This is a genomic window from Thermomicrobium sp. (genome assembly GCF_053493975.1).
This window is the reverse complement of the sequence record NZ_JBRBZA010000031.1, coordinates 38,751-54,147: the sequence shown is the minus strand read 5'-3', so window position 1 is coordinate 54,147 and position 15,397 is coordinate 38,751. Positions and strand designations below refer to the sequence as shown.

The 15,397-nt window shown below is 61.6% G+C and carries 13 protein-coding genes and 1 tRNA gene; 6 read left to right on the top strand and 8 right to left on the bottom strand.

Translation table 11 applies throughout. The features are described 5' to 3' along the window. Positions 1–58 precede the first annotated feature (58 nt). Entirely contained in the window at positions 59–1,507 is a 1,449-nt protein-coding gene (gene glnA, locus ACWIVK_RS05935; protein ID WP_448575654.1) for a type I glutamate--ammonia ligase, read from the top strand. A gap of 64 nt (positions 1,508–1,571) precedes the next feature. After that, positions 1,572–3,041 (top strand): type I glutamate--ammonia ligase, encoded by a 1,470-nt coding sequence (gene glnA / locus ACWIVK_RS05930; protein ID WP_448575653.1) that lies wholly within the window; start codon positions 1,572–1,574, stop codon positions 3,039–3,041. Between the two features lie 518 nt (positions 3,042–3,559). On the opposite strand, the gene ACWIVK_RS05925 is transcribed toward glnA (ACWIVK_RS05930), so the two are convergent. After that, positions 3,560–3,642: transfer RNA gene (locus ACWIVK_RS05925), tRNA-Leu, on the bottom strand. Between the two features lie 87 nt (positions 3,643–3,729). Beyond that, on the bottom strand, positions 3,730–4,113 hold the full coding sequence (erpA, locus tag ACWIVK_RS05920; RefSeq protein ID WP_448575652.1) for an iron-sulfur cluster insertion protein ErpA: 384 nt from the start codon (positions 4,111–4,113) through the stop codon (positions 3,730–3,732). A gap of 278 nt (positions 4,114–4,391) precedes the next feature. Between erpA and ACWIVK_RS05915 the strand changes: the two genes are divergently transcribed. The 4 genes from ACWIVK_RS05915 (at position 4,392) to ACWIVK_RS05900 (ending at position 7,384) form a co-directional block, all read left to right on the top strand. Next, entirely contained in the window at positions 4,392–5,813 is a 1,422-nt protein-coding gene (locus ACWIVK_RS05915; RefSeq protein ID WP_448575651.1) for a GAF domain-containing sensor histidine kinase, read from the top strand. Next, a complete protein-coding gene (locus tag ACWIVK_RS05910; protein ID WP_448575650.1) occupies positions 5,791–6,450 on the top strand; it encodes a response regulator in 660 nt (219 codons plus the stop codon). Before ACWIVK_RS05915 ends, ACWIVK_RS05910 begins: the two co-directional genes overlap by 23 nt. Positions 6,451–6,780: 330 nt before the next feature. Then, positions 6,781–6,978, top strand: coding sequence for a DUF981 family protein (locus ACWIVK_RS05905; RefSeq protein WP_448575649.1), 198 nt, complete (start codon positions 6,781–6,783; stop codon positions 6,976–6,978). 10 nt (positions 6,979–6,988) lie between these two features. Further along, a complete protein-coding gene (locus ACWIVK_RS05900; protein WP_448575648.1) occupies positions 6,989–7,384 on the top strand; it encodes a DUF981 family protein in 396 nt (131 codons plus the stop codon). Positions 7,385–7,452: 68 nt separating this feature from the next. Here ACWIVK_RS05900 and uvrB read toward each other — a convergent pair whose 3' ends face one another. The 6 genes from uvrB to ACWIVK_RS05870 all read right to left on the bottom strand — a co-directional run bounded on the left by uvrB (position 7,453) and on the right by ACWIVK_RS05870 (position 15,243). Beyond that, the gene (gene uvrB / locus ACWIVK_RS05895) at positions 7,453–9,459 is read right to left on the bottom strand and encodes an excinuclease ABC subunit UvrB (protein ID WP_448575647.1); all 2,007 of its coding nucleotides are present in this window, start codon (positions 9,457–9,459) and stop codon (positions 7,453–7,455) included. A gap of 432 nt (positions 9,460–9,891) precedes the next feature. Then, positions 9,892–10,998: a class II histone deacetylase gene (locus tag ACWIVK_RS05890; protein ID WP_448575646.1), complete on the bottom strand. Its 1,107-nt coding sequence runs from the start codon at positions 10,996–10,998 to the stop codon at positions 9,892–9,894. A gap of 245 nt (positions 10,999–11,243) precedes the next feature. After that, complete coding sequence (locus tag ACWIVK_RS05885) at positions 11,244–12,002, bottom strand: ABC transporter permease (protein ID WP_448575674.1); 759 nt, start codon at positions 12,000–12,002, stop codon at positions 11,244–11,246. A 49-nt stretch (positions 12,003–12,051) separates the two neighbouring features. After that, positions 12,052–12,957, bottom strand: coding sequence for an ABC transporter permease (locus ACWIVK_RS05880; protein WP_448575645.1), 906 nt, complete (start codon positions 12,955–12,957; stop codon positions 12,052–12,054). A 4-nt stretch (positions 12,958–12,961) separates the two neighbouring features. Further along, positions 12,962–14,026 (bottom strand): ABC transporter ATP-binding protein, encoded by a 1,065-nt coding sequence (locus ACWIVK_RS05875; RefSeq protein WP_448575644.1) that lies wholly within the window; start codon positions 14,024–14,026, stop codon positions 12,962–12,964. 41 nt (positions 14,027–14,067) lie between these two features. Next, positions 14,068–15,243, bottom strand: coding sequence for an ABC transporter substrate-binding protein (locus ACWIVK_RS05870; protein ID WP_448575643.1), 1,176 nt, complete (start codon positions 15,241–15,243; stop codon positions 14,068–14,070). Positions 15,244–15,397 lie beyond the last annotated feature (154 nt).

Genomic DNA, 15,397 nt, shown 5'->3' with positions numbered 1-15,397 from the left:
TGGGTCATAGGTGAGGCGTGCTCGAGGCGCGGTGAGCGCGCGGGGCAGGAGGAGAACCATGTACGGGTCGTGCACATCGCCAGAACACGTTCTCGATCTGATCCGGTCACGTGGTATCCAGATCGTCGATTTGCGCTTTACGGATCTTCCCGGCACGTGGCAGCATGCGTCGCTGCCCGCGAGCCAGCTCAGCTTGGCCGATTTCGAGCGTGGCATCGGCTTCGATGGGTCGAGTATCCGCGGTTTCCAGACCATCGAAGAAAGCGATATGTTGCTCGTTCCTGATCCGACGACGGCCTTCATCGATCCGTTCGCGGCTGTCCCGACGCTCGTCATGATTTGTAACGTCGTCGATCCGGAGACGCGTCAACCGTATGCGCGCGATCCGCGCTACGTTGCCCAGAAAGCCGAGCGCTACCTGCGCGACCTGGGGATCGCCGACACGAGTTTCTGGGGACCGGAAATCGAGTTTTTCATCTTCGACCACGTCAGTTACGAGGTCTTGCCCTATCGCATGGGCTTCGCGATCGACTCGCGCGAAGGGTACTGGAACAGTGGTCGCAACGACGGGACTCCGAATCTCGGCTATACCATCCGTCCCAAGGAGGGATACTTCCCAGCTCCTCCTCACGATACCTTTCAAGACATCCGCAGCGAGGCGGCCTTGATTCTCGAGCAGATCGGTGTTCCCGTCGAGATGCACCATCACGAAGTAGCGACCGCGGGCCAAGGCGAGATCGACCTGCGGCGCGATACGCTGACTGCGATGGCCGACAAGGTATTGATCTACAAGTATGTCATCAAGAACGTTGCCCGAAAACATGGCTGCCTAGCGACCTTCATGCCGAAGCCGCTCTTCGGCGATAACGGCAACGGCATGCACACGCATCAGAGCTTGTGGCGTGATGGAACGAACTTGTTCTACGCGGCGTGCCATTATGCTGAACTCTCCGACCTTGCCCTCTCCTACATCGCTGGTTTGCTGACTCATGTCGACGCCCTCCTGGCATTGACGAGCCCGACGACCAACTCGTACAAGCGGCTCGTGCCGCACTACGAGGCTCCGGTCAACGTGGCCTTCTCCAAGCGCAATCGCAGCGCCTGCATCCGGATCCCGATGTATACGACTGGACCGGAGAATGCTGCGGCCAAGCGGGTCGAGTTCCGTCCTCCCGACCCGAGTTGCAATCCCTATCTGGCCTTCGCTGCCATGCTGATGGCTGGTCTGGATGGAGTGCAGCGGCGACTCGATGCGAGCCGATTCGGCCCGCTCGACGTCAATACCTATCAGTTGCCTCCCGAGCAGGCAGCACAGGTGAAGAGCGTACCGGGCTCGCTCGGGGCCGCCCTCGAGGCGCTCGAGCGCGATCACGACTGGCTGCTGGAAGGGAACGTCTTCACCCGTGATCTCTTGGAAACCTGGGTGAACTATAAGCGCGAGAAGGAACTCCGAGAAGTAGCCATTCGACCGCACCCGTACGAATTTTACCTATACTTCGATGTGTAACGACCAGAAAGATGGTGGGTGGGGATGGGAGGTGCTCCGGTGGGGCCGTGAAAGGAGTACACTGATGCAGGGCCATGAGGGCCACGGTGCGGCCACCCGCTGGGCGGGTGTGCAGTGGCGTCGCAGGCGGATCGGCAGTGATGGTCGAGTCCGTGAAGGAGGGTTTGCGTTGATCGTCGATACGAGCGTGATCGGTCGTCGTGCTGCTACCCCGAGTCCGGAGGAAGTGCTCCGGCGCGCGGAAGAGCTCAAGATCGAGTTCGTCAGTCTGCAATTCACCGACATCATGGGGATCGTCAAGAACGTCCAGATCCCCATCGACGTGTTTCCTCATGTCATCGAGCAAGGTCAGTGGTTCGATGGTTCGTCGATCGAGGGGTTCGCGCGCATCGCGGAAAGCGACATGTATCTCATGCCCGACCTCTCGACCTTCGCCCCCATTCCCTGGGATCCCCAGACCGCTCGCGTCATCTGCTGGGTCTACAATCCGAACGGCGAGCTGTTTCCCGGTGACCCGCGGGTCGTCCTGCTGCGTCAGCTCGAGCGGGCAGCCAAGCTCGGCTTCGTCTACAATACCGGCCCTGAACTGGAGTTCTTTCTGTTCCGCAAGGAGAACGGCAAGATCATGCCGCTCCCGCATGACCAGGGGAGCTACTTCGACTTGACCACCGACTTGGCTGCTGAGGTGCGCAAGGACATGATCCGGGCCTTGCAGGCCTTCGGCATCAAGGTCGAGGCTGGTCACCACGAGGTCGCCATCGGTCAGCACGAGATCGACTTCGAGTATTCCGATGCGCTGACGACAGCCGACAATGCGATCACCTTCAAGTACACCTTGAAAGCGATCGCTCAACAGCATGACTTGCATGCCACCTTCATGCCCAAGCCGATCGCCGGGATCAATGGCAGCGGCATGCATACGCACCAAAGCCTGGCCTCGCTCGAGACCGGTGCCAATCTCTTCGTCGATGTCGAGGATCCGTACGGTCTTTCCGATCTCGCCAAACACTTCATCGCCGGGCAGCTCGCGCACGCGCGCGGGATGTGCGCGGTGCTGGCACCGCTCGTCAACAGCTACAAGCGACTGGTTCCCGGATACGAGGCACCGGTGTACATCAGCTGGGCGCGACAGAACCGCTCCGCGCTCATCCGCGTCCCCGCCGTACGCCACGGTCGCTTGCAGGCGACGCGTATCGAATTGCGCTGTCCTGATCCCTCCGCCAACCCCTATCTCGCCTATGCGGTCATGCTGGCGGCCGGGTTGGATGGGATCGAGCGCAAGCTGCCACTTCCCGAGCCGGTGGAGGAGAATGTCTACCACTTCACCGACGAGGACCTCAAGCGACGCAACATCCAAACGCTGCCGGCGACCCTCGGCGAAGCGATGGCCGAACTCGAAAAGGACGAGGTGATCCGCGAGGCGCTCGGCGAGCATGTCTTCGAGCGAGTGCGCGAGGCGCAGAAGCGCGACTGGGACACTTTTCGGCAGTACGTCACCCAGTGGGAACTGGATCGTTACCTCGAAATTTATTGACAGACAGCTCGAGCGACGCCCCGGCACGCCGGGGCGTCGCTTTTCATCCGCGCGTAACGTTCTCCTACCGCTCATCCTCATCGTCCGGTGCCGGCGACCGGTGAAGCGGAAAGGCGAGCATCCGAACGGTGGCGTGAGCGGGGCTTGCCCGGTACGTGCAGCCACCATCCCGTGCCTGCACAGCCCTCGCGGTGAGCAACGACCGCATCCCATCGCGCGTCAGTTATCGGTCGTCATGTCCCGAGTGCTACCCGCGGTCGTCTCGTCTCTCGGTGTGCGCTCGTGTCCGGAGAAGGGTTGTCGCTCTGAACTGGATACCACCATGGTACCCAGCTCGCGACGAGCATACCGTGTTGCCTCTCGCGCTCGATCCTCGCCGTGGGTGGATTGCGGTCGAGGGACAGTCGCGGTGACCAGCGCTGGAGTGTGTGCGGCCGCATCGCACGAGTGCCCGCGGCGGAGACGACGGGATCGCTCGACGAGCGACCGGCGAGCGCAGCCTTCGACTGGCTGGTCGGTGGGGGAAGTGGGACTCGAACCCACACGCCTCATCGGCACGTGATCCTAAGTCACGCCCGTCTGCCAATTCCGGCATTCCCCCGCGGCAGGAACGCGCAGCGCGACCGAAGAAAGTATACCGGCAGCCACGTTCGGCTGCCGGCCCATGCCTCTTCGATGGTTCAGTGATTCACCAGCTGCCGCACCCGCACCCTTGGGCCGTGCCGGCATTGCCACCAGCATCGAAGCTATGGCCACAGGCACACGTGGCGACGGCGTTCGGATTGTGGACCGTGAATCCGCCTCCCATGAGGCTGTTGACATAGTCGATCTCGGCACCCTCCAGATACGTCGCACTGAAGGGATCGACGATCACGCGGACACCGTCGATCTCGAATGTGAAGTCGTCTTCCTCCGCGGACTCCTCGAGTGCCATCCCGTATTGGAGGCCCGAGCATCCACCCGGCGCGACGAACACGCGCAGGTACGCATCCGGCATGCCCTGTTCGTCCATGAACTGCTTCAAGCGGCGCACCGCCTCGGGTGTCATCGTGATGAGCGTCGTCTGCTGCATGGCGTTCGCTCCACATCCTTCCGTGCTTTCGCAACCACGCTGTTATGGATCTTACACCGCAGCGCAGTGCTGTCAAGTACAAGTCTACTCCGTCGTGCATCACCGAGGGCATGTCGGTTGCGCGATGGCGAGTGAACGGAGGTGAAGAGCGGAAGAGAACGTGTCGGGACGACGCTCGTTCGACGGTACGTCAGCCAGCCGTGTGGTCGATCGCGAACTGCTTGCCAGGACCTGATATCCTCGGTATCGAGTAGGATAACGACGCAGCGAGGGCGGCGATGACCGAGCGTTCGAAGCACGAGCTCGACCGGGCGATGGCCAGGCTGAAGCGGCTGGGCATCGTGCTGCCGCTCGCCTTCTTGGCCGCGCTCGTGGCAATCGGCCACGCGCTCGTTCCGGTGCTCGGCGCGACCTGGGCATGGATCGTCGGTGGAACGCTGGCAGTTGTGGGGGTAGTCGTCTTTGCCGACTGGATCTTCCGCCTGATCGGTGAACTCTACCGCCGTCTCCTCGTGCAACATGCGGAACTGGCTGCCCTGCACGAAGCTGGCGTGGCGATCACCGCTGATCTCGATCTCGCTCTGGTGTTGCAGCGAGTGATCGACGAAGCTCGTCGGCTGGCCGGCGCGCGGTATGGCCTTTTGATCGTCTTGGACGATCAGGGGCAGCGCACGCTCTTCACCTCGGGTTATCCGCGCACCGCCCGCTGTGAGCAGAGCACGATGGGAGAGCACGGCATTTTGGAGGCGGTACTGCGGGACGATCGTCCGCTCAACATCGACGATCTCGATCGATATCCCGGGACGCGGCGCTATCCCGAGGGGCATCCGACCATGCGCAGCTTGCTCGGGGTGCCCATCCGCTCACAAGAGGGGGTGCTCGGTGGTCTCTATCTGGCCGATCGCGAGGATGGTCAGCCGTTCGATGAGCATGATCGCTCGCGGCTGGAGCGGTTCGCGACACAAGCTGCGCTCGCGATCGCGAATGCCCGGCTGCATCGTCGCCTGATGAGTCTGGCGGTGCACGAGGAGCGCGAGCGAATCGCCCGAGAGATGCACGACAGTCTCGCCCAGGTCTTGGGGTACGTCATCACGAAGGTGTCGGCGTTGCGTGAACTCCTGCGTCAGCCGGATCGTCTCGCAGAGGCAACGCGTCATTTGGAGCAACTCGAAAGAGCAGCGCGAGACGCCTACGCAGACGTTCGCGAAGCGATTCTCGGACTTCGGACCGGCCTCGCTCCGAACCGGAGCCTCGTCGATGCGTTGCGGAGTTACGTGGAGCGGTGGCAGGACCAGAGCGGCGTCACCGCTCGACTCATCGTCGAACCCTCGGACGACAGCTTGCGCGGTCTCCAGCCGATGGCAGAGCTCCAACTGCTCCGCATCGTCCAGGAAGCACTGACGAATGTCCGCAAGCATGCGCGAGCGACCGAAGTCACGGTCCAGCTCGCTCGACTCGATGGTACGGTGTGCGTTCGTGTGGTGGACAATGGGATCGGTTTCGATCCAGGAGCGTTGGAGCGCGGGCAGTTCCCACGTTTTGGGCTCGCGACGATGCGGGAGCGTGCCGAAGCGGTGGGAGGGAGCTTGCAGGTCATCTCGGTTCCAGGGAAGGGAACGACGGTCGAGGCGGTGCTTCCGGTCGGCATCGTCCTAGCTGAAGCGAGTGGAGGACGAGATGCGTCTCTTGATCGTCGATGACCATGCGCTCTTTCGCGATGGCCTGCGGAGCCTCTTGGAAGCACGGGGTATCGAGGTCGTCGGCGAGGCGGCCAATGGACGCGAGGCGGTGGAGCTCGCGCGCCAGCTGAAACCGGATATCGTGCTCATGGATCTCACGATGCCAGAAGTCGATGGCTTGACGGCGACACGCATTCTGGTGACGGAACTCCCGGAAGTGAAAGTCGTCGTGCTCACCGCCTCGGACGACGAGGCAGATCTCTTCGAGTCGATCAAGTCGGGTGCGTACGGGTACTTACTCAAGAACTTGGAGGCAGACGAGTTCTTCCGCGCTCTCGAAGCAGTCCGCTCGGGTCTACCGGTCTTCACTCCCCATCTCGCACGACGGGTGTTGCAAGAGTTCGGTCGGGAGGGAGTGCACCGTGCCGACGGAGCGGTTTTGACGGAACGCGAACGCGAAATCTTGGAACTGCTGGTGCAAGGTGTGACCTCGAACCGAGAACTCGCCCAGCGGCTCTTCATCAGCGAGAACACGGTCAAGTATCACCTACGCAACATCATGGCCAAACTGCACTTGGAAAATCGGGCACAGGTGATCGCGTACGCTCTCCGGACTGGCCTCGTCCGCACCCGGCCCGACGAGCCAGCGCGTTCCTGATCGGCGTCGATGTCCGATTCCATGATGTTGTGCGCTGTGCATCGCGTGCGACTCCTGAACCTGTCTGCCCCACAGCGACGAAAGGTTCTCAGTCGAGGGTAGGGTTCCCCTTGGAAATCCCGCCACTTTCTCTTCTTTTCGCATGGTCCGAATAGTGATAGAGAATTCTGAAGATCGATCTCCCAGGTAAGCCGGCCAGCGACCACACGCCCGGGCGAACAGGCACTATTCATGTCGAGACCTACTCAGCATCTCTTGCTGTAACGGTTTTGTCACGTCACGTCTGCTCGCATTCGATAGACTCCTGGAAAGACAGGGAGGGGCGGGACAATGTTCATCGATTACCTGACCATCATGATGGTCGCTGTCGTGGTGGGGACGTTGCTGGCTGCGTGGTATGGGTGGCGCTTTGTTGATGCTCCCGCTGAACTCGTGCGGCCCTGGGGTTGGAGTTTCCTGGCGACCGGATTGCTCCTCGCGATACCGGCCTTGCATCTGACGCTCAACTTGGCCGTTGCCGGGTGGTAACGACATCATCATGGGTGAGCCAGCTCTTTACTTCGGGGTGCTGCTGTCGCTCGCTGGGCTGATTATCTTGATTGGGCACGATCTCCGGCCACTGGCCTGGCTGAGTCTACCCGGAGGCATCGTGCTCGTCGTGATCGCTGGCGCCATTCTCCAGCATGGGCTCACGCGCAGCCCAGCGATGTGGGCGATCGCCTATGGGACGATCGGGATCGCCGGCATACTCGTGCCGGTGAGCTTCCGCATTCCGCCCCTTCGCCTGATCGCTGCAGTCCTGCTCGTCGTCGGCGCAGCGATCTTCGCGATCGGCGCTGTTGGCGCCTATCTCGAACATCCTGGTCCGGATAATTTCGGACAGTGGCGGCCACTCCCGCTGCGCTCCTGGGTGGGCTTCCGGTCAGCTGGCTGATCCTCGGACGAGGATCGGCGTGACTGGCCCCCTGCCTGGGCCAGTCGTCTTCGTTCTCGGGGCATGGCTCAGCGCAGGACTTCTTGGAGGCGACGGAGCTCGAAAATCTGGTCGCGCAGGAGGGCGGCCTTCTCGAATTCCAGCTGTTTGGCTGCTTCCTTCATCTGTCGCTCGAGATCGCGGATCAGCCGCGCAAGCTCGTCGGGCGCGAGTTCGCCGATGGCTCCGGCATGGGGCACAGGGACAGCGGCGTCGTACGGGGCGCGCTCCTCTGCTACCTGCCGAATGCGGTCCGTGAGGTCGCGCACCTGTTTGACGATGCTGCGCGGTTCGATTCCGTGTTGACGGTTGTAGGCCATCTGGATCTGGCGCCGCCGATAGGTCTCCTCGATCGCTTTCTGCATCGAGGGAGTGATCGTATCGGCATACATGATGACGTGCCCGTTCACGTGTCGGGCAGCACGACCGATCATTTGGATGAGTGCGCTCTCGGAGCGGAGATAGCCCTCTTTGTCGGCATCGAGGATGGCGACCAACGAGACCTCCGGCAGGTCCAGTCCCTCGCGCAGGAGATTGATGCCGACCACCACATCGTAGACGCCGAGCCGAAGATCGCGGAGAATCTCGACGCGCTCGATGGTATCGATTTCGCTGTGCAGGTAGTGGGTGCGGATCCCGATTTCCTTCAGGTAATCAGCTAAGTCCTCGGCCATCTTCTTGGTGAGCGTGGTGACGAGGGCGCGCTCGCCGCGCGCGACGCGTTCACGGATCTCGTGCAGGAGATCGTCGATCTGCCCCTTAGTCGGCCGCACGGAGATCTCCGGATCCAGGATGCCGGTGGGCCGGATCACTTGCTCGACGATCTGCTGGCTCACTTCCCGCTCCCATGGACCCGGTGTGGCGGAGACATAGATCACCTGGTTGATGCGCTCCAGGAACTCCTCGAACGTCAAGGGGCGGTTGTCGCGTGCCGAGGGGAGCCGGAAACCGTACTCGACCAGGATATCCTTGCGCGAGCGGTCACCATGGTACATGCCGCGCACCTGCGGGATCGCCAAGTGCGACTCGTCGATGAACAGCAGGTAGTCGTCAGGGAAGTAGTCGAGGAGCGTCCACGGTGGCTCGCCCGGCTTGCGTCCCGAGAGGTGCCGGGAATAGTTCTCGATGCCGCTGCAGTAGCCGACCTCGCGGAGCATCTCGATGTCGTAGCGGGTCCGCTGCTCGAGCCGTTGGGCCTCGAGGAGCTTCCCTTGGGCGCGGAGTTCGGCGAGGCGCTCCTCCAACTCAGCCTCGATACTCCGGATAGCTGCTTCCAGCCGTTCGCCACTCGTGACCCAGTGCTTAGCGGGAAAGATTTCCATCACCTCGCGTGTGGCCAGGATCTCGCCAGTCAAGGGATCGAACTCGACGATCCGTTCGACCTCGTCGCCCCACAGCTCGATGCGCACCGCGAACTCCTCGTAGGCCGGAAAGACCTCGATGAGGTCGCCGCGTGCGCGGAAGGTTCCGCGGACGAGCGTCATGTCGTTGCGGTCGTACTGCAAGTCGACCAGGTGGCGGAGGATCTTGTCGCGCCGGACGACTTGGCCGCGCCGCAAGGCGAGGATCGATTTGTCCCACTCCTCTGGTGAACCGATGCCATAGATACAGGACACGCTGGCGACGATGATCACGTCGCGCCGCGTCCGGACGGCGCGCGTCGCGGCGAGGCGCAAGCGGTCGATCTCGTCGTTGATTTCCGTTTCCTTTTCGATATAGGTGTCGGTCTGCGGGATGTAGGCCTCGGGCTGGTAGTAGTCGTAGTAGCTCACGAAGTACTCGACGGCATTGCGTGGGAAGAACTCGCGGAACTCCGCGTAGAGCTGTGCAGCGAGCGTCTTGTTCGGCGCGAGGACGAGCGTCGGCCGTTGCCATCGGGCGATGACGCAAGCCATGGTGAACGTCTTCCCCGTCCCGGTCGCGCCGAGCAGCGTTTGGTGTTTGTATCCGCGCTGGAGACCCTCCACTAACTGCTCGATCGCTTGGGGCTGGTCGCCGGTCGGTTGGAAATCAGTGACGAGTTCGAAGCGGCTCATCGATCGGTCTACACCTTTCGGCCCTGCTCGCGCGCATCAAGTATAGCCGCCGCTGCCGATCGATCCGCGTCGCTCGAGCTGGCCCCTGGCGAAGGACAGGGTGCAGTCGACTGCACTCGCCGAGCGAAGCCGACTCGCTCCGCCGTCGAGCCCATCGATGGATCGGGGTCGCGGTGCCCGTCGCGCGGCGGATGGGAAAGCGCGCGTCGGTCGAGGAAGCCCGCTGGTCGCTGCTGCCCGGACGTTCAGCGGCGGGCTGCGCGCACGCTGAGCGAGCTGCTGACCGCACGGCACGGAGGAGGACCGAGCATTGGTGAGTGTGCTGAGCGTCCCCCGACGCTTGTCCTGCGGAGGTTGCCGGCCATCATGGGTTCCTGGCTGTTACCGGACCTGGCGAGCTCAGTGCAGCAGACGAGGAGTCGACCAACTCGTTCAGAGTCGCCAGTAGCGCGACAAGACCTGACGAGCAGCCTCGATCGCTGCCTCCTGATCTGGGCGAAACTCGCGCTCTGCCTGCGGGAGCTCGCTCGTCCCCTCGTGCGGATCGGTGATGCCGCTCTCGCGCCCGATCATTCCCTCGATGACAGCCAGGGTGCAGAAGGGGACATAACGGAGGGAGTATCCACCCTCCATCAGCACGACCAAGCGTCCACCGCAGAGCTCGTCAGCCAGATCGCGAACCAGTCGCGCCATCGCGCGGTAACCGCGCATGGTGACCAGCATGCGCCCGAGCGGGTCCTCCATGCTGGCATCTTGTCCCGCGGAGACGAAGATCATCTCCGGTCGGAACTGGCGGGCGATCGGGATGACGATCCGCTCCAGGGCTGCCAGGTAGCCGCGATTGCCCGTCCCCGGTGGGAGCGGGATGTTCACCGTGGTCCCCTCGCTACCCGGCCCACCGACCTGGTCGACGGCGCCCCAACCCTCCGGGTACCAGTTGTCCTGATGGAGCGAGACGAACAACACCGAGGGGTCGTCCCAAAAGGCGGCTTGGGTACCGTTGCCGTGGTGGACATCCCAGTCCAGTACCATGATGCGTTGGACACCCCGTCGCTGGGCATGGCGGGCGGCGAGCACGACGTTGTTGAAGACGCAAAAGCCCATGCCCTGATCGCGCATCGCGTGGTGCCCGGGCGGCCGCAGCAGGCCGAAGGCGCACGAGGCGCGACCATCGAGGACGGCGTCGGTGAGCTCGAGAGCGGCACCCGCGGCGAGCAGGGCAGCTTCCCACGAGCCGGGGACGACCGGAGTCTCCGGATCGAGCCAGCCTCCGCCGCTGTTGGTCACCTGCTGGACGTGCGCGATGTACTCGGGCGTATGGTAGGCGGTGAGTTCGTCCTCCGTCGCCGGGCGAGCCGCCACCAGGAGTGCTCCCTCGAGTAGACCCGAGGCAGCGATGAGCTGGGCAGTCCGGCGGATGATGCGTGCGCTGGAGGGGTGCTCGACTGGATCGAGAAGCGAGCCGTCCGGCAAGCGGTGGGCATCGAGGCCCGTGTCGTGTTGGAGGAACCGTTCGTCGTAGCAGTAGGCGAGCGACATCGGACTGTTCCCTCCCATCCGGTCCCAGCACTGTCTTCAGCGACCAGCATGGCAAAGCGACCGCCACCACGCAAGTGCTATTCATTTGGCAGGAAAGATGGCTCCGCACGGAACGGTGTGGGTCGAGAGGTGATCGGGTGGATACCGGTCAGGCCAGCGGCAGTAGGTCGGAGGACGAACGGAACAGCCTAGCAGAGGGTGAGCGCGAGCGCATGCTCCGTGGCTGTTGCGAGGAGGCTGACGGGCTAGCGGCGACGAATCACCAAGAGTTGAGTCACGAGCACGATAGTCATGGAGACGAGGAGGACAAACGCGGCGACAGCATTGACGACGGGAGAGATGAGGAACCGAATGCGGTTGTAAATCTCCAGTGGCAGGGTCGTGATGCCCCCGCCGGTCACGAAAAAGGTCAACACGAACTCATCGAAAGACAGAGTGAAAGCGAGCAGCATTCCTCCCAGCACGCCTGGCGCAATGAGGGGTAGAGTCACGCGCCGGAACGTACGCCACGGCGTCGCGCCCAGGTCGAGCGACGCCTCTTCCAACCGAGGGTCGAAGCTGCTGAAGGCAGCGAGGACGAGGGCCAGGGCGTAGGGGAAGGCATGCACGATGTGGGCGAGGAGAATGCTCGGGTAGCCGAGCGGAACACCGACGCGTTTGAACCAGAAGACGAGAGCGATTCCGGTGACGATGCCAGGGACGACAATGGGGAGATAGAAGTAGGCTTGGAGAAAGCGACGCCAGCGTGGTGCGACTCGCTGCAAGCCGAGGGCTGTCGCCGTAGCCAAAGCAGCGGTGAGCAGTGCCGTCGTCACAGCGATCATGAAGGACCTTCGCAGAGCATCGAGAAGATCCCTATCGCGCAGCAGCTCACGATACCAGTCGACAGTGAAGCCGGCCGGCGGAAAGGACGTGAGTCCCGTCGTATTGAATGAGGCGATGATCACGACGAGAATCGGTGCAAAGAGATAGGCGTACACGAGGAGCGTGAGGAGACTGAGCATCACCGTTGTCAGCGACGATCGGTGCCGCACGCGAGGTTTTGCCACAAAGCTACTGACCCACTGCTGTCTCATTGAATCCCTCGAGGCGCGCGAACCGGAAAAGCATGACCAGGCCAAGCAAGACCACGAGCGTTATAACGATGGCCAGAGCCGCTCCGAACGGCCAGTTGAAGGCCTCACCGAACTGATCGGCGATCAGGTTGCCGATCATCAGATCACCTGTCCCCCCCAAAAGTTGAGGTGTGACAAATGATCCAAAAACCGCGATGAAGAACAGGCTACCTCCAGCAACGATACCCGGCAATGTCAGAGGGAGGGTCACGCGCCAGAACGTGCGCCATGGGGGAGCACCGAGATCGGCTGATGCTTCGAGGAGGCGGGTGTCTAACGAACGCGTCACGGCAAAGATCGGCAAGATGACGAGCGGCATATAGACGTGGATAAAACCGATGAGAACAGCAGCGCGGGTATACAGGAGGTCCAGCTGCACACGTCCGGGAAGCAGCAAACTCAAGACACTGTCGAGGAATCCGCCGTTCTGTAGGAAGCCAATCCAACCGTAGGTGCGAACGATATAGCTGGTCCAGAATGGTACGAGAACGAGCAAGAGACCGGCCGGCTGGTAGCGGCGTGGGACCAGTCGTCCGAGCGTGTATCCAACCGGATAGGCGAGCAGAAGTGCAATTGCCGTACTGGTGGCGGCGATTTCCAAAGAGCGGAAAAAGACGCGGCGATAGATTGGCGACGAGATGAGACGTCGATACTGCTCGAGCGTTCCCTCGGCACGCATCAGGCCAGTAATGGGATCAGTCGAATAAAAGCTATAGACCGCGATAAGCAGTAAGGGAAGCACGAGGAACAAGGTGAGAAGAAGAAGCGCTGGGAGGACAAGTGCCTGGCTGGGAGAAAGGAGACGCTTGACGCGCGCGCGTTCGGGATGCACTCGCACAGCCATCACGTCACTCCCGCACGACACACAGATGGTCGGGGAGAAGAGCGACCCCGACCGCGTCGCCGAGTTGTGGCGAAGGAACAGTACCGGTCGGTATGTCGACGTTGAGAGCGGTATCGGACCCAAGAGCGACCCGCACTGTCATGACGGCACCCCGATACACCCGGTCGATCACGGTGCCTTGCCACACACTCTCATGACAGTCTGGCGCAGTCAATCGGAGCCAGTGCGGTCGTAAGACGATGAAGACCGTGTCCCCTGCCTGGAGACCGGACTCGTGCACGGTGATCGATTGCCCAGCAACCTTGAGGCAGGCTCCTCGGCTGTCAGCAGCGCAGACCGTCGCCGGCAGGACGTTGGCAGCACCGAGGAACTCAGCGACGAAGCGGGTTTTGGGACGCTCGAACAGTTCTTCCGGTGGACCGAGCTGTTCGATCCGACCGTGATTCATGACAGCGATGACATCCGACATTGTCATCGCTTCTTCTTGATCGTGGGTCACGTAAATGAAAGTGATACCTACTTGTAACTGAATGCGTTTCAATTCGAGCTGCATCTGCTGTCGCAGTTTCAAGTCAAGTGCTCCGAGTGGCTCGTCGAGCAGCAGAACTGCTGGTTCGATCACCAGTGAGCGTGCGAGAGCGACGCGCTGCTGCTGTCCACCCGACAGTTGACGTGGGTAGCGGTCGCCAAAGCCGCTGAGCGAAACGAGATCGAGCATCTCGCGTACGCGCCGCTCGATTGTGTGTCGATCCAAACCTCGTTCGCGGAGCCCATAGGCGATGTTTTCTTTCACCGTGAGGTGAGGAAAGAGCGCGTAATTCTGAAATACCATGGAGGTAGGGCGACGGTAAGGCGGTGTTCGTCCCATCGGTTGCCCACGGATAACGATCTCGCCGGCATCTGGGTATTCGAAGCCGCCAATCATCCGCAGCGTGGTGGTCTTTCCACAACCCGAGGGACCCAACAAAGTCAGAAATTGGCCCCGAGCCACCGCGAGATCCAGGTGGTCGACAGCGATCAGCGAGCCGAATCGCTTCACCACACGTTGAAGCTCGACGTCGTACTGCACGTCCGATCTCGTCAATCCTCGCACTCCCGCAGGCAGACTTGTCAGGCGAGCTTTACCTCGTTCCAGATTTCGCTGGCCTTCTGCAGCACTTCTGCCGGAGCCAAGTCTCCCAGAATAAGCTTGGCTCCCGCTGGTGGCTCGAACCGCTTCAATTCGTCTGGTGCAAGCTGCTGCCGAGCTGCAGCGTTCACGGCATCGTACCGCATTCCTCGCAGCTGCTTGAGCTGGATATCCGGTCTCAGCAGAAAGTCTATAAATTTGTGAGCATTCTCCACGTTCTTCGCTGTCTTGGGAATGGCAAACGTGTCAATGAAAATGAGTGCGCCTTCCTTTGGCACAGTCCAGCCGACAGGAGCCCCGAGATCTTGGGCCATGCGTACCCGTCCGTCGGTCAATTGTCCGACGACTGCTTCCTTATTGATGAAGAGTTCCATGCCATTCTGGTAGTCTTTCCAGTACTTTTTCACGAGCGCCTTCTGCTCGATGAGCTTCTGCCGAATCTCGTCCCATCGTGTCGGTCGCAGCGGATCATCGCCGATCACGAGTGCAGCGTAAGCGACGCGCGAATAGGCGTTGTCATGCAAGGCGATCTGTCCGGCATGGGTCTTGTCCCACGTGATCGCCCACGAATCGGGGGGGCTACTGAAGACATCGGTGCGATAGGCTAACGCGTAGAATACCCGGTCGAACGGCACTGCATAGGTTTTGCCTTCTTTCACGTAGTAATCGAGATTTTGATATTCTGGCAACAGATTCTTGTAGTTCGGGATTTGCCCGAGATCCAGAGGAGTGAGCAGGTCAGCAGCCATTGCCCGAATGACATAGCTGGTCGAGGGTATGAAGACATCCCAAGACTCGCCCGCTTGGAGTTTGGCCCACCATTCATCGTTCGACGCATACGCGCCTAGATACTTCACCGTAATGCCGGTCTCCTGCTCGAAGGCAGGAATCACGTCCTCCTTGATCCACTTCTGATACCAACTGTAAACGACCACTTCTCCTCGTCCGCTGCTGCCAACGTTGGTGCTGCCAGCGGTAGTCGGCGCTGCAGTCGGGCTCGGCGCGCTCATCGCGGGCGTGGGGGTCACCGATGTCCCGCCACCGCACGCGGCGAGGAGACCACCCACTGCGGACAAGGCGAGCGAACCTGCCACCGCACGCAGGAGATCCCGCCGTCGCAGCCGTGCCGCTTCCGGTCGTCGCTCGTAGACTCTCATGGTACCCTCCTCCACGTAAGGACTGGAATCTGATAGCGCCGTCTCTTCTGTCTCTCCAGTGGAATCCGAGTCCATGGCAGGTTCTCCCCTGCCTCCCTTGCTCTCTCGTTCGGTCACGATCCCACCATACCGTCTTACGAATCGTGCGCTCGCC